The 16,320-nt window shown below is 38.1% G+C and carries 7 protein-coding genes and 4 pseudogenes; 7 read left to right on the top strand and 4 right to left on the bottom strand.

Features of this window, described 5'->3' with window-relative positions:
• The first annotated feature begins 13 nt into the window (after window positions 1-13).
• From AC1M9L_RS14270 to AC1M9L_RS14285, 4 genes and pseudogenes are all read left to right on the top strand, one after another.
• On the top strand, window positions 14-7,705 hold the full coding sequence (locus AC1M9L_RS14270) for an Ig-like domain-containing protein (RefSeq protein ID WP_481592492.1): 7,692 nt from the start codon (window positions 14-16) through the stop codon (window positions 7,703-7,705).
• Window positions 7,706-7,794: 89 nt separating this feature from the next.
• Window positions 7,795-8,982, top strand: coding sequence for a glycosyltransferase (locus tag AC1M9L_RS14275; RefSeq protein ID WP_481592493.1), 1,188 nt, complete (start codon window positions 7,795-7,797; stop codon window positions 8,980-8,982).
• Window positions 8,983-9,045: 63 nt separating this feature from the next.
• On the top strand, window positions 9,046-10,185 hold the full coding sequence (locus tag AC1M9L_RS14280) for a GT-D fold domain-containing glycosyltransferase (RefSeq protein ID WP_160242976.1): 1,140 nt from the start codon (window positions 9,046-9,048) through the stop codon (window positions 10,183-10,185).
• A gap of 153 nt (window positions 10,186-10,338) precedes the next feature.
• A pseudogene (locus tag AC1M9L_RS14285) lies at window positions 10,339-10,570 on the top strand (IS982 family transposase); the annotation flags it as partial.
• Between the two features lie 183 nt (window positions 10,571-10,753).
• On the opposite strand, the pseudogene istB reads toward AC1M9L_RS14285, so the two are convergent.
• Both istB and AC1M9L_RS14295 read right to left on the bottom strand, forming a co-directional pair.
• Window positions 10,754-11,526: pseudogene (istB, locus tag AC1M9L_RS14290) on the bottom strand (IS21-like element ISAba8 family helper ATPase IstB).
• Window positions 11,526-11,852: pseudogene (locus tag AC1M9L_RS14295) on the bottom strand (IS21 family transposase); the annotation flags it as partial. The pseudogenes AC1M9L_RS14295 and istB, both read right to left, overlap by 1 nt.
• A 64-nt stretch (window positions 11,853-11,916) precedes the next feature.
• Here AC1M9L_RS14295 and AC1M9L_RS14300 point away from each other — a divergent pair.
• Window positions 11,917-13,109: pseudogene (locus AC1M9L_RS14300) on the top strand (IS3 family transposase).
• A gap of 264 nt (window positions 13,110-13,373) precedes the next feature.
• Here AC1M9L_RS14300 and AC1M9L_RS14305 read toward each other — a convergent pair.
• Complete coding sequence (locus tag AC1M9L_RS14305; RefSeq protein ID WP_481592494.1) at window positions 13,374-14,699, bottom strand: ISNCY family transposase; 1,326 nt, start codon at window positions 14,697-14,699, stop codon at window positions 13,374-13,376.
• Between the two features lie 540 nt (window positions 14,700-15,239).
• Here AC1M9L_RS14305 and AC1M9L_RS14310 point away from each other — a divergent pair.
• Window positions 15,240-15,467 (top strand): type II toxin-antitoxin system HicA family toxin, encoded by a 228-nt coding sequence (locus AC1M9L_RS14310; RefSeq protein WP_481592495.1) that lies wholly within the window; start codon window positions 15,240-15,242, stop codon window positions 15,465-15,467.
• Window positions 15,464-15,796, top strand: coding sequence for a type II toxin-antitoxin system HicB family antitoxin (locus tag AC1M9L_RS14315; protein WP_481592496.1), 333 nt, complete (start codon window positions 15,464-15,466; stop codon window positions 15,794-15,796). The genes AC1M9L_RS14310 and AC1M9L_RS14315 overlap by 4 nt, the downstream gene beginning before the upstream one ends.
• A gap of 127 nt (window positions 15,797-15,923) precedes the next feature.
• Here AC1M9L_RS14315 and AC1M9L_RS14320 read toward each other — a convergent pair.
• Window positions 15,924-16,320: arsenic resistance protein (locus tag AC1M9L_RS14320; protein WP_481592497.1), on the bottom strand; the 397-nt coding region annotated here is incomplete at its 5' end.

Here is a 16,320-nt window from a genome sequence, read left to right on the forward strand (position 1 = left end):
AGCACCAAGCGATGTGGTGATCAGTGAAGATGGTTCAACGGTAACAGGTAAAGCCGAAGCGGGCTCAACAGTTGAGATCAAAGACAAAGAAAGCAACATTTTAGGTTCGGGTACAGCGGACGAAAATGGCGATTTCACTGTAAAACTTGATCCAGCACTGACCAATGGTGAAACGGTTGATGTGACTGCTAAAGATGAAGCAGGCAACGTTTCAGACAAAACTGAAGTCACCATGTCTGGTGATTCTACAGGCGCAACTGGCGACACAGGCGATACCGGTGCAACAGGTGATACTGGCGCAACTGGTGACACAGGCGATACCGGTGCAACAGGTGATACTGGCGCAACAGGCGCAACTGGCGCAACAGGCGACACAGGCGATACCGGTGCAACAGGTGATACTGGCGCAACTGGCGACACAGGCGCAACTGGCGATACAGGCGCAACTGGCGCAACAGGTGCTACTGGTGAAGGTTCTATCGCTGATTTAATTAAGTCAGTGACTTTAGATGACGACTTAGATGGTTCAGGAACACTAGATACCAGAGAAGTGGGTCGTGATGGTTTAACCAGTGTCAAAATTCAATTAAATGATCCAACGGTGAATTCTTTGGTTGCAGGAGATGTTGTGGTCATCAATGGTCAACCTCATATTTTAACAGCCGCTGAAATTGCAGCAGCAGAGCTCAATGTATTGGTTGCTGTTCAATCAGGTACAAATGCCGTTGTTGTTGAAGTAACTAACAGTAAAGGTCAAGTTGAACGTGATATTACTGTTGTTGAAGTTGTTGCATCTGACTTGATTGGTAAAGTGACTGTTGTTGAAGATATTAATGGCGATAATATTTTAAACAGCACTGAAAAACCTGTAGATAACTTGGTTGATTTAACTATCGAGTTAGGTACAGATGTTAAAGTGGGTGACACAATTGAGGTGGGTGGTATCACTCATACAGTGACACAAGGTGATATTGATCAAGGCTTTGCGCTGGTTGAAAATGTTGGACCGTTAAAAGAAGGTGACAATACTTTTGAGCTTGGTTTAAAAGATGCGGCGGGTCAGTTAATTGAAGAGTCAAAAGCTCAGGTGACTGTAGATACCAAGCCAGCTGATTTAATTAGTGAAATTCGATTAACTCAAGATAAAAACGGCGATGGTGTACTCAACCTGAAAGAACTTGGTGCAAATAAAACATCAACGCAAGTTGAAGTGATTTTGGGTCAAGATGCCAAAGAAGGCGATACCATTACAATTAATGGTAATGACTACACTATTACGCACAGTGAATGGTTAGCAGGAAAAGTGATCCAAAACATCGTCATTAATGAAGATGCAAATACGATTACTGCAACAATGACCGATGCACAAGGTAATGTTGATCAAGAGCAGCTTGACTTTGTAGTAGATACTCAAGCGACTGATTTAGTAGGTCCAATTAGCTTACTTGATGATACCGATCTTGTAGATGGTGCAATTAATAATAAAGAATTGGGTAATAACAATAAAGTTGATATCTCAATTCCATTAACGAATGCCAATCAAGCAGGTGACATTATTAATGTGAATGGTGACAACTATGTTCTACAGCAAGCTGATATTGATGCAGGGAAAATAGAAGTTGCTATCACTGTACGTGAAGGAAATAATCAGGTTGTCGTTAAAGCAACTGATCAGCAAGGTAATGTAGATAGCTCAGAGCTCACTTTCCTTGTCGATACTAAAACTGTCAATCCAGTAGTAACAGGTATTACGACCATTGGTGGTGGTATTTATGGTAATGACCAAGCTATCAATGCAGATGAACTTGCTAATACCGTTGTGATTCAAGGAACAGCAGAGCCAAATTCAACGGTTGTGGTTTCTATTGAAGGTCTAAATACACCATTTACAGTAACGACAGATCCGACAGGCGCATGGGATGTACCTTTAAAACCAGCAGACTTAGCGACTTTAAATAGCTATCAACAGCAACAAGCAGATTCGTCATTAAATATTGAAGTTACAGCAACTGATGAAGTGGGTAACGTGAGTGAAACTGTCCAAGATGACTCAATTACATTGGATACAGAAGCACCTGAAGTCACGATTCAAATTGATGCAAATGGTGTTGTTGAAGTTGTAAGCACAGAGCCACTATTTAAGCTTGATAATGGCGTTGTGACTCCTGTTGATTTACAGGATATTGCAGATCAGTTAACAAGTGATCAAGGTAAGTTTATTGTTGTAAAACCAACAGGTGGTGCGCAACCTTATATCCAATTTGTTCCAATGGATCCAAATAGTGCAATTGACCCTACGATGATCGATTTAACAACAGTTGATTTTTACGGTCCAGTGGTTGTGGATTTAGCAACAGATATCTTTACTGATGAAGTCGGTAATGGAAATCTTGCAGGACAAAGTTCAGTTGTGACGGTGGATATGAGCTTGCCGCCAACATTAACGATTACTTCTGATAGCTATGTGGTTAATGCAACTGACGATACAACGATTATTACCTTTAAATTTTCTGAGTTAGTCACAGGCTTTGACTTAAGTGATGTCAAGGTGACTGGCGGTACATTGTCGAATTTACGCCAAGATGTGAATGATCCTGAGATTTATACAGCTGTATTTACACCAGATCAAAGTAATGATGTTGTGGGTAAAATCTCTGTAGATCCAAATGCATTTAATAGTGTGACGACAGGTAAGAGCAATGATCAAACCGCTTCACTTGAAGCACCGAGAGAAATCACGGGCGATGTGATTGCACCTGCATCTGTTGAACTCAGTTTATTGGAAGATTCGTTTGCAGTTGCTTCTGGTGGAATTTCAGAACATCAAAAACAAGATGGTATTACCAAAAATCCAGCGATTAAAGTCAGTGGTTTAGAGGCTGAACTGGGTTGGCAGTATTCAACGGATGGTGGTTTGACATGGCTTGAAGGTGCGCCAAAAGGCAGCACTGCAACAACGGGTCAGTTTAATTTACCTGCTGATGGCAAATATGCAGTTGGTGATATTTTGGTACGCCAATATGATGGTGCATCTGCAAATGATGAAAATACTACAGTTAGCGCATTTAATAAGGTTGTAACACTTGATACTAAAGAACCTACAGTAAGCATTATAAGCGTTGCTGATGGGAATGGTATTGATCAGGCAGAGCGTACGTTTGGCTATACAGTGAAAGGGATAAGCGAAGCAAATGCTGAAATTACGGTGACGATTACAGGCGCTAGTGGCAATCCGCATACAGCAACGGTCATGACTGATGCTAAGGGCAACTGGAGCTATAACGTTCCTGGAAATGCAGTGACATATCCAAGCTCAGGTAATGTTTTAATTAGTGCTGTAGCAAAAGACAGCGCAGGTAATGCATCGGCTGCAGTGAATAAATCTGAAGCAGTGACAGATTTCGGTAATGCTTGGAATGATCCACCAAATGCAACGATTGGCATCGTTGCAGGTGATAACATTATTAATGGTGCGGAAAGTGCTGGTGCAGTCAAGATTTATGGTGATACGAATCTGACCACAACATACGCACGTATTTTTAAAGTCAATGAAGATGGTACAACAACACAAATCTTCCGCTTAGGTTCTTCTAGTTGGAATACAAATGATTCAGGTTCACAATATACATCTGGAGATACATGGAGTGCAGATTTAAAACCTGAACAGCTTGCGACAATGTCGGATGGTCAGTATCGGGTTGAGGTTTATAATTTAAGTGGCGTGAATTTAAATAAACTTGCAAGCCATGACTTTACAGTGAAGAAAAGTATTGCAGCACCAACATTTGAAATACATGACGATGCTGGACAAAATATCCTGAGGGATAAAGCAGGCTATAGTAATGATCCAACACCAACATGGTCGGGTAAAACTGAAGCAGGAGCGATTGTTGAAATCAAAGTCGGTAATATTTCGTATGGTACGGTTGTTGCAGGTGAAGATGGGTCTTGGAAGATTACTGCAAATCAGCCGCTTCCTGATGCAGATCACAATGTAACGGTTCAAGTCACTGATCATGCAGGGAATACAAACTCATCATCACATCATGTGATTATTGATACCGTTGCACCTGAAGTCACCATTGATCAGCCAATTGCTGTGGATGATATTTTGACTGCGGTTGAGTTGCAACAAGGTCTTACTGTCAGTGGTAAAACTGAAGGTGCAGAAGATGGTCAAATTGTTCGAGTGACTGTGAATGGTTCAGGTCCAGTTGATGCTGTTGTCATGAATGGTGAATGGAGTGTAAATATTCCAAGTTCGTTATTAGACAGTATTGGTTGGAGTGATGACACACAGTTTACGATTGAAGCTGTGGTGACAGATAAAGCGGGCAATAGTTCAGATAAGACCACTGTTGATTTACACTATAAAGACAATGATTTAGACCAAGCAGGTACGATTGTTGAATTTACTGAACATGACTTGTTATCGGCTGCTAATGCCTCAACAGGTTTAAGTTATACAGGTCAGTTTGATTTACCAAAAGCTGCCTATAGTCATATTTATCTAGAGCCACCTGCGACAGCATTAACCTCTAAAGGACAAGATGTACTCTGGGAACATAATGCAGATGGTGACTTGATTGGTTATGTCAATAACGTTGAAAATGGTCAAGTGGTTAAGTCAGAAGTGATCGTGGTTTCGATTCAAGATGATGGCACATACACGGTAAACTTAAAGCAAGCGATTGGTCATGGCAAAGTGGGTACAACATTAGATGAGGTACTGGCATTTGATATTCGTATGAACTTTACGAACCATCGTGGCGATGTCTCAGAGTCTGAATACATTACAGTGAAAGTGACAGATGATCAGCCGATAACCACTGCCAATGAAAACTATAAGCTTACTAACACTTATGAAGTAGAAGGCAACGTATTTATTGAGAAAGTGACTCAGCCGGACGGCACTGTCGATACCACTGTACATAGCTATGGTGCAGATGGTGGTTTTGTTAAATCGGTTAAAGTTGCTGGGGTGACTTTTGAGTTTGATCCAGAATCAAATACGATTACCAAAACAGGTTCATCACCAGAAATTATCACTTATGCTTATAACTATAAGGGCTTAGAAGGTGGTGAGTTATTAGTGACAACGTTGTCTGGTGAAACCATCACTGTTAATTTGGCAACAGGTCAATACCATTATTCAGTCTTTCAAGTTGATCCTACGATTTATAATAAACCAGAGCCTGTATCTGTGTCATTGGGTGGTCAATCAGACAGCTTACTGGGTGCGATAGGATTAAATGTTGCAAGTTTAATTAACTTGCAAAATGAACAATTATTCTCGATCCAAGGTGAAGGTGCTTCTTCAGTTGAAGTCAGCATTGGTGCATTAGATGTGAGTGGTTTATTAGGTTCGTTATTGGGTAACTCGAAAGAATTACTTTTCAATACAAAACTTGCGGCTGAACTTGGTCTGAAAGTTGATTCACAAAAAGCAACTTTAGGTTTAGCGCCAATGAAATTAACCATTACAAATCTTGATGGTACACCTTTAGACGCATTAAAAGTCAATCAGTTATTAAAAACAGTCACTGTGGATGGTGGTGCGCTAGGTGGAATACTTGATTTATCAGTATTGCCAACAGTAAATATCACAGCGAAAGATGCGGAAGGCAACTCTCTGGCATCGAAAGGCGATACTGAACTTGCCAATGTTGGATTGCTCAGTGATTTATTACTGGGTACTGAAGCTAAAACTGTCATTATGGACGAAGGTTCAGCAAGTTCTGAGTTACGTCCTATCGACAATAATTTGTCTTACTCGCTCTATGGCTTAGGCGGTAACGATACGCTTTATGGTGGTAATAAGAGCGACATTTTATATGGTGGTACAGGCAATGACACTATTTTGGGTGGTGCAGGGAATGACTTAATCGTAGGTGGTCAGGGCAATGATGTGCTGACTGGTGGCGATGGTACAGATGTCTTCCGTTGGGAGAAGAAAGATTATCTCAATGGTTTCCTTGGTGCTGTAGACCGTATTACTGATTTTGATATGCGTTCAGTGGCATTAGGTGGAGATGTAATTGATCTCTCTGATATGTTAGTCGGTGGTGGACGTTTAGGCTTTGGTGCAGGGAATTTGATTAATTATCTACACTTTGAGTTTGACGCTACAACAAATCAAACATTGATTTATATCAGTGTAGATGGTGAGTTCATTGGTGGGTTTAACGCTGACCTTCATATGGAAAGTGTGAATCAGATTATCAAACTTGATAATGTGAATTTACTTTTACAAGGCGAAGGTGATTACGCAGCACGTTTCAATTCAGACTATGAAGTGATTGGTTCACTCATTACTAATGGTAAGTTGCTTGTGCCTAAGTTAGATGTATCAAGCTCAAGCAGCAACAATACCAATGTTGAAATTGTTGTTGAAGATAACGATGGCGATACTTCTAAAACAGATATCAACTTCGATACCTCTGACCTTGAAGATGTTAGCTTTAATCCAAACAACCAAGCACCATTAGTCTTTGGTACTGATACTTCATTGTTAGGGCTTGTTGGACTCGATGTGCTAGGTTTAATCGACCTTGGCGCTCAAGACATCTTTGTCTTCGATGCAGATGAGGATTTGAGAAAGGTTAGTTTGAAATTTGAGCAATTGGTTGGTGTGAATTTGACTAAACCAACCTTTGTTTATTCAGAAAAGCTTGCTGCTGAGTTAGGTATTAAAGCTGAAATTACAGCAAACTCTGGTGTGTTAGGACTTATTGCATCATCAGTGTCGATTACATTTACCAGCACTAATCCTTTACAACCGAATATTAGTAATGCTGCAATTAATCAGCTTTTAGCAACAGTTCGCTTTACAACTGAAGATGGTGCATTGGGTATTGTTGATGGTAATTTGTTATCGCTTGACCTATTGAATAATATTAAAGTGACTGCAACAGATAGCCAAAATATCTCAACAACAGAATCATTAGGTAAATTACTTGATTTAAGTCTGACTACTCAAGATTCAACGTTGAATAGTCGCTTGAAACTTATCGAAGGTGATAATGCAAATGATCATTTAGATGCTTCAACTTCAGATCGTTCTGTAGTGATGTATGGTTATGCTGGCGATGATATCTTAACTGGCAGTAACCATAACGACACAATTTATGGCGGTTTAGGAAATGATGTGATCTCAGCAGGCGCTGGTAATGACTATGTTTCAGGTGGCGCTGGTGATGATACGATTTATGGTGGCGCTGGTGATGACATCCTCTTTGGTAATGAAGGCAACGACAAACTCTATGGTGGGTTAGGTCACAATATCTTTAATGGTGGCGCGGGGAATGACGAGTTCCATAGCCAATCTATAGGGCAAGATACTGTTATTTATGATTTATTGAATAAAACTGATGCAACAGGTGGTCATGGCGCTGATACATGGTTTGGCTTCCAAAAAGGTTCAGTTGAATTTAATCAAAATGCAGACATCATTGATGTACAAGAGCTATTAACCAACTTTGACCATTCTAATTATGATCACTTGATTTCAAATAATGGAGATCTACCGGGTGCATTGAATTATCTTTCTCAATTTATTAAAGCTGAGAAGAATGGTACTGATACTGTGATTAGTATTGACCGAGATGGTAGTGGTTCAGCCTATAGTTCTCATGTGTTGTTAACATTGAACAATACGGATACCACACTAGAGGAATTGGTACGTAATCAACAGTTAGTGTTCTAAGTACATTAGATTGTAGATGAAATAAAAACCGTCTTAAATTAAGGCGGTTTTTCATATTATTGATATTTTAAGAGTTTAGGTGTGCTTGTATGTCAACAATTTGTTTAAATATGATTGTTAAAAATGAAAGTCATATTATTGCTGAAACGTTAGAAAATATTTGCCAACATATCGCATTGGATTACTGGGTAATCTCAGACACAGGCTCTACAGATAATACAGTGGAAATAATTGAAAAATTTTTTAAAGAAAAAAATATTAAAGGTGAAATTAAGTATCAAGATTGGGTGAATTTTGGTTATAACCGCGATGCAGCATTACAGGCATGTGTAGGCAAGAGTGACTATATTTTATTTTTTGATGCCGATGATTATTTTACGGGTGAGTTTAAATTACCACTTTTAGAAAAAGACAGTTATTTCGTTAATATGACCAGTGAAGGTGGTGGTACAAAATATGTAAGAAAATTAATTATTAAAAATAATCAAAACTTTTTTTGGAGAGGTATATTACATGAATTTTTAGCAACAAAAACAAGCTTTACAACAGGAACAATCGAAGGAGATTATGCAGTTGTTTCTGGACGTAAAGGAAATCGAAGTTTAGACCCAAATAAATACTTAAAAGATGCTCAATTACTTGAAAAAGCAATTGAAGATAAAATTGATCCTGATTTAGAAGCACGTTATATCTTCTATTGTGCACAATCTTACCAAGATGCAAATCAAACAGAAAAAGCCATAGAATGGTATAAGAAGCGAACAGAAGTCGGTGATTGGAAAGAGGAAATTTATGTTAGTTTTATGCGCTTAGGTGTTCTATTTGAAGCTCAAAAACAGACAATGCAAGCGTTATATTATTGGCAGTGTGGTGTTGCTGTTGATCCTGAACGAGCTGAATGTTGGTATCATCTTGCACGTCGTAATAATTGGGATAAAAACTATCATTTAGCCTTATGTTATGCAGAGCGTGCTCAAAAGTTGAGTTTGCCAACAGGAAATAAACTCTTTTTAAATAAAGATATTTATAAGTTTTGGTGCCATTATGAGCTATGTATTAATGCTTTTCAATTAGGATATAAAGGGCAAGCATATACTGCTTTTAAAAAATTAGTAAAAAATGCCCCAAAAGGCTTAGTAGGTCGGGTAATTAACCAATTGGAAAGTTATCAAGACTTGATTAAAAATGACAATTATTTAGAAGTTAATAATTTAATTTTAGATTTGAAAAAGTTGAATTTTGATGACCAGGCTAATAAAATTTTAAATCTTATTTAATAGTATATACCTGAAATTTAGTTTGATGTGTTAAGTTTGGTTTAATTTAAGGATTGAATTTATATGATTTTGCAAGAAATTCTTGGTCATTTAAGAGAAAATTTTTTATATAATCAATATGTGGAAAAGATTGAAATATATAAAAATCAAGTTGTGTATATTGATATTAAAACTGAGCAATTATTTTTTGCACTTGATATAAATGAAAATTATGAAATATTTCTAGTTTGTCGTAATGTGTATACACAAAAATTTTTTTGCCAATATTTTAATTGCTTTGTCGACTTTAAGTTAAAAGTTTTTTCTAAGAATAAAGTTTTAGTCGATTTTTTAAATATAGAGTATGACTCTAATATTTATAAGGTTGTTGGAAAAATAATTAAGAAATTGTTAGCTTATACTCAAGATCAAAAGTATTTATTGAACACACTTACCTCTCAAGTAATGCAATTAAATAAGCATATCATTGCCGCTAAAATGAATGATATTTATTTAGATATGGCAAATACCTTAAGCGATAAATTTTTAACGATTCGAGATACATTAATTCAAATTAAAGAAAAAGAACTGAGTTTAGCACGTTTTGGTGATGGTGAAATTCGCTGTATGGTGACAACTAGTGGTTGTGTTTTCCAGAAGCATGATTGGAAGTTAATGCAAGAGCTTAGAGATATTAGTCGGGATGAAACTGGGATTCTGGTGTGTTATCCAAGCTTATTAATTGAAGATCAGTTTTGGAATAATTTTTGGATAGAGTTTTGGGCTAAATCTAAGTTTTATTTAAAACAATCCTATGTAGGTGATGCAATGATTACACGTCCTGAAGCATTTTATTTTTATGGAACAGAAATTGTAGATTTATGGAAGGCAATTTGGGAAGGTAAAAAGGTATGTTTTATTACAGGAAAAAATTCTCGTTTAAATGCAAAGCATACGATTTTCTCTAATATTACAAGCGCCACACATATTTTTTCTAAAAATCAAGATGCATATACTGATATTGATCATATTATGCAGCAATGCTTTGATCAAACTCAAGTTGATATGTTTTTAATTGCATTAGGTCCAACAGGGACGGCATTGGCAGCAAGACTACATAATCAAGGTTTTAGGGCCTTAGATATAGGTCATTTAAATAATAGTTATGATACAGTATTTCTAAATCAAGCGCGACCAGAACAGATTTTTTATTTATCAGATTAACTTAATTTAAGCTAAGAATTAAATAGAGTAGATATATTAGGCTTGAATAGATAGTGTAAAAACTCGAATTTTGGATAAGGAATGAACTTGAAAAAACAGAAGGACTAGAGCCATCAGTTGAGTTACCACACAAAACTCACAACTCTAGTCCTGATGTTCAATAGTACCGAATTATTCTGTGTAATTTATGATTTATTTCTTAAATTTGAAGCAACTTATTGGAAATTTATCAAGCAAAGCAATTACTGCTTAAGAATCCGAAAAGCACAACAGAGTTTCTCTGAAATCATCTTTATCGCCATTTGGTATAAGTGTTCTCACTTCAATAATTTCAAATCATTTTTTATGGCTGAAGCAGGATAAAAGTCATTTATTTAAGAGCTTACGTAAGCGTCCGCTGAATCCCATACCTATTTTTTAATTCGATTTAGGTTTCCAGCAGTGCGGCAGCAATTCTTCTATTTGGGTCACTTTATGTGTCGGCAGTCTTTTAGTGTCAACGGCATTCTAAAATTGACCCCTTTTACCTTACAAATGGCAAAGTAAAATTGACCCCTTTGATCTCGTATTAAGTTTCAACCTGGGGTTGAATCCCAATTCTTTTTTTATCCTTCAAACGATAACTCTCACCCGATATTTGTACCACATGACAGTGATGTAATAGCCGATCTAACATCGCAGCGGTCAACGTGACATTATCCGCAAATGACTTAGACCATTGGCTAAAGGGTAAGTTACTCGTCAATATCGTACTGCCTTTTTCATAACGCTTGGCAATCACGTTAAAGAACAGATTCGCTTCTTCACGTCCAAATGGTAAATAACCAATTTCATCGATAATCAGTAACTTTGGTCCCAGTACCGCACGCTGCATATAGGTTTTCAATTTACCTTGCTGATAGGCTGTACTCAGTTGCAGCATTAAATCCGCTGCGGTAATGAACTTGATCTTAATGTTGTTCATGATGGCCTTATAGCCTAATGCCATAGATAAATGCGTTTTTCCTACTCCGCTAGCCCGAGAAACACCACATTTTCTGCTCTAGCAATAAAGCTCAGATTGAACAGTTCAATCACCTGTGATTTAGGGGCCCCTAGGGCATAATTAAAATCATAGTCTTCCAGGGTTTTGACTTGAGGCAGGCCTGAGAGTTTCATCAGTACCTGCTGGCTGCGCTGTTGCCTGGCAGCATATTCAGGCGTCAAGATCGCTTCAACAAAGTCGGCATAACTTCCATCTTGACCTAATGTTTGTTGTGCATGATGTGACCATTGTGATGCGATGGCAGGCAGATTGAGCTTTTGGCAAAGCTGCTCTATACGGTCGTATTGCAGATTCATCAGGAAACTCCTAGCAACTGGTCATATACCGATAAGGGATGCTGCAAACTCTCGTAGGGCATGACATGCTGTGCTGCTGCAACAGGTACAGTGCTGGAACCTGTATCTGATTGCGGTAATGGCGTAAATTTTTGCTGCTCCTGTTGCAGTCGAACAGCCGGTTTTTCTTGCGTGGTGGCATGAATCCGCTGATTGGCGGTTTTATGCAGCCACCGGCCAATGTGGGCATTGGCGACATTAACATCTAACAGTAAACCCGAAGTCTTCAGGCTTGTTTTCAATGGCACAATAAAGCTTGATTTGAGGTATCCATTAAAGCGTTCAACTGAATAGCCACCGATTTTGTAGACACCCTTTAGTTAGATAAAATGGCTAATTAACGAGGTGCTTATGAGCAGTAAACGATACCCTGAAGAATTCAAAATTGAAGCAGTAAAACAAGTCACTGAGAAAGTTCATAGTGTGGCTGAAGTTGCTGCACTTTTAGGAACCACCACTCATAGTCTGTATGCCTGGATTAAACGTTATGATCCACAGCAACCAAAAACAATAGAATCTAGTGATCCAAGTACAGAATTAGCGAAATTAAAAAAAGAGCTGCAACGGGTTACTGAAGAAAGGGATATTCTAAAAAAAGGCCGCGGTGTACTTCACAACCCAGTCCAAATGAGGTATGCCTTTATTCAGGACAATCAGAACATATGGCCTGTCCGTCGTTTATGTTCAGCTCTGGATGTTCATCACAGTGGTTACTATGCATGGCTAAAGCAACCTACCAGTAAAACTGCCAAGAAACGGCAATAGCTTTCAGGATTGATTAAACAATTCTGGCTGGAATCCGGTGGAGTTTACGGCTATCGCAAGATTCACTTTGATTTGAAAGATATTGGCGAAAGTTGTGGGATTAATCGAGTACATCGGCTGATGAAAGCAGATGGTCTTAAATCACAGCGTGGTTATCGTAAGCCTAGAGCTTACGCTGGTACTCCGGCTGTCATTGCCGCAAACAGCTTAAATCGACAGTTTAATCCAACTGAGCCGAACCAATTATGGGTGACGGACATGAGAAGTACTGCTTCGTAAGATATCCGTACACATGAAGGGTGGTTGTATCTGGCAGTTGTGATTGACCTGTTTTCACGTCTTGCTGTTGGCTGGTCTATGAAATCAAGAATCACGACAGATCTGGTTTTAGATGCGTTATTGATGGCTTTGTGGCGGATAAATCCAAAGAATAAAGTCCTAATCCATTCTCTTGCGAAGCAATGCTTCCCAGGTAGCCAATATATCAGCCATGAATGGCAGACATTTCTCAGGCATCATAATCTTGAAAGTAGTATGAGTAGACGACTTGAGCAGTATACTGCTCATGCCATGACAATGCTGTTGCAGAAAGCTTCTTTCAGCTATTAAAGCGGGAACGAATTAAAAAGAGAATCTATGCAACTAGAACTGAAGCAAGATCGGATATCTTTGAATATATTGAGATGTTCTATAATTCAAAACGCAGACATGGTTCCAATGGTCAGCGTTCTCCATTAGATTATGAAAAGGCCCATCAAAAGATGGTTATGTGTGTCTAGAATTTTGGTGGCTATTCACTATTCAAGGTTTGAAGAAAATAGATCTTTCTGAATTATCTATTGCACGCATTTATCTAAAAGTAGAAGACGATAAATGTGTATTAGTTAACACATTATCTTCATCAGTTAGAGTTACAAGTTTAGTTAAATTTCAGTTACAAACTTAGTTAAATGAACGGAGAAACCGGACATTTCTATTTGGGGCTTACAAGAGTGTGTTATTCCCCAATTAAAATGTCTATGCGATAAACCATTTAAAATGTCCTATATGGACAATTCCAAGTCAAGCACAGGATTCAGATTTCGCTGTTGAATTGCTGTTTTCTGTGCTCGTCTACGTGGCATAGATTGAGAACGACTTCGTTTGTTTTGCTGTTCTAGTTCTTCATGCTGTTGCTGGATATGGGCCAAGACTAAACTCAAACGTTTATTCTCAACAATCTCTCGCTGGTTCAGCTGACTTAATTTATCGAAGATGCTGTAATTGATTTTTCTGCCCTGATATTCAATGGCGACCGTACCGTCTGGGTATTCTAGAAACTCAATATATTTACCCATGAGCCTCTGGTTTTCTTCTGTATTTGCCAGCAGATAGACGCATTTATCATAAGTAATCGTCAGATTATTGGTGACTCTGCGAGGTTCACGCCAAGTAAAAATATCATCTAACTCCTCAGCAGTTTCAGTGACAGTCCGATGTAGATCCTTGGGATTAAAGGCTATCTTTGCAAATTTACGATTAAATTGCTCAATAAAGCAGGGTAGCCATGTATTGGCTTCGGCAATCGAACTAATACCTTTAAGGCGCATTTCCTTAATCAAACGGTCCTGAAGTGTCCTGTTCGCACGTTCTACACGGCCTTTGGCCTGTGGTGAATTTGCGAAGATGATATCGATATTGAGAGTATTGAGCACACGCCCAAACTGAGTAATCTTAGTATCTTTCTTGCTGCTTTGATTAACCCTAAAGACAGAATGTTTATCGCTGTAGAATGCTAAAGGCTTACCGTGCTGTTCAACATACAGACGTGTTGAAATCATATAATCAAAGGTTGATTCTGATTCACAGAAGCGTAAATGCTGCAATTTCCCTGTGGCATCATCGATAAATACTAACAGACAGCACTTAGCAGCGCGTCCTTCGAACCAATCATGGTGTGAACCATCAATTTGAATTAACTCACCATAGCAGTCTCGGTTGTATCGAGGCTGATATGGACGTTTTAGGCGCTTAGAGCGAGGAATCCATAGATCAGCCGCAATCATCCAAGAACGTAGGGTTTCTACTGAAATATCGAATCCATGAATGGTCGTGAGCTTTTCATGCGCTAAAGTGGGTCCGAAACCATGAAATTGATCAGAAACAATATTAAGACACTTAAGCCTGATTTCCTCAGGAAGCTTAGAATTGCTAGATTGGCCACGACTAGCATGAGCTAAGGCAGCCGGGCCTTGAGCTTTATATTTCTGCAGTAAGCGTCTGATCTGACGTTCTGAAATATGAAGTAGCTGAGCAGCTTGAAATTGAGTTATACGTTGATCGCAGATTTCCTGTAAAACCGACAATCGTTTAAGTTCTTTATCCGACATAGATACCAACATATCAAACCGTCCGCTAAGGAAATTGCAGAAGTGCATATTCTAAAAGCGGACATTTTTACTTTGGAGAAACCGGACATTTCTATTTTGGAGTTACAATGTAAGTTCATCTAACGTGTATTATGTTAATTTTAGACAATTTAAAAAATGAAAAATAGAATTTAGAGGGAGGTAATGGATAATTCTGAACGATTAATTACAGCCTTTTACTACTCTGTAGGTGGGATCATCCTGGGGCTAGGACTAGCAATATTTTCTTCCTTATATCTAAGCTCTACAATCAGTTCACTTAAAATTGTAAGTTTTACAGTAATCAGTTGTTTCGTTATAGGCTATTTATTTCCAAATCTCATTAGCAATATTTTTAAATGGGTTTGGAAAATTTTCGTCAATTAGACCCTAATATTTATCCATTTAACATTATGGGTGTTATATGAAATGCAACTAAATTTAGTTGCATTTTTTGATTTCAGGGGACTATACTTAGTCGTAACTGAGTAGGGCTAAAATATGGGTAAAACGGAAAAGTTATTGGAAAAATTTGAAAATTCAAAAAATACGTTTCCATATAAAGATTTAGTCGTTTTACTGAGCCAGCTCGGCTATGAAAAATTTGAAATGGCAGGCTCTCGTGTTCGGTTTTTTAATGAAAAAACTGAACATATCATTTTACTGCATAGACCACACCCTGAAAATGAAATCAAAGGTGGAGCATTGAAAGCTGTAAAACAGGCACTCAAACAGGAGGGATTTTTATGAGCTATTTAAAATACAAAGGTTATCTCGGAACAATTGAGCCTGATCTTGAAACAGGTGAGTTATTTGGAAAACTTGCTTTTATTCGTGATCTTGTTACCTATGAAGCGGAAACTTTAAAAGCCCTTGAGAAAGCTTTTCAGGAATCTGTAGACGGCTATTTAGAATCATGTGCCGAACTAGGAAAATCTCCTGATCAACCATTCAAAGGCACTTTTAATGTCCGTATTAGCCCTGAATTGCACCGTAAGGCGGTTTTAGCATCAAGTAATTCTCTAAATGCCTTTGTCAGTGATGCGATTCAAGAAAAGTTAATGCGTTTAGGTGAGTAATTTATTGAAGCCTAGGCTACTACCTAAAAATTGAAAACTCAGGAAAAATGGTAATTTAGAGTTCCCATTTTTAGTTTCGTATAAGGTGTATTATGTTAGTTTTAAGAAATCTAAATACTCTTTTGATTCATACTTCTTTAAAAACTTTTTTTCTAAGCCATAGCGAAACTGTCACTAAGACAATCAATACAGGCACTTCAACAAGTGGTCCAATCACTGTTGTGAAAGCCACAGGTGAAGCTAATCCAAAAGTGGCAATCGCTACAGCCAGTGCTAATTCAAAATTGTTGCCTGCCGCAGTAAAGGAAATAGCAGTTGTTTTAGGATAATCGTTACCCATCCACTTACTCATAAAGAAGCTGATGAAGAACATCGCAACAAAGTAAATTGTCAAAGGAATAGCGATCCTAAGTACATCTAGAGGAAGGCTAACCACTTCACCACCTTTAAGACTGAACATGGCTACAATCGTGAATAAAAGGGCAATAAGGCTGATTGGGCTAATCTTTGGGATAAATTTATCC

The organism is Acinetobacter sp. ANC_7511 (genome assembly GCF_056779975.1).

Excerpts from the sequence above, each read along its gene's own strand:
- AC1M9L_RS14275 (WP_481592493.1), top strand. The coding sequence starts at position 7,795 with ATGTCAACAATTTGTTTAAATATGATTGTTAAAAATGAAAGTCATATT.
- AC1M9L_RS14280 (WP_160242976.1), top strand. The coding sequence starts at position 9,046 with ATGATTTTGCAAGAAATTCTTGGTCATTTAAGAGAAAATTTTTTATAT.
- AC1M9L_RS14305 (WP_481592494.1), bottom strand. The coding sequence starts at position 14,699 with ATGTCGGATAAAGAACTTAAACGATTGTCGGTTTTACAGGAAATCTGC.
- AC1M9L_RS14315 (WP_481592496.1), top strand. The coding sequence starts at position 15,464 with ATGAGCTATTTAAAATACAAAGGTTATCTCGGAACAATTGAGCCTGAT.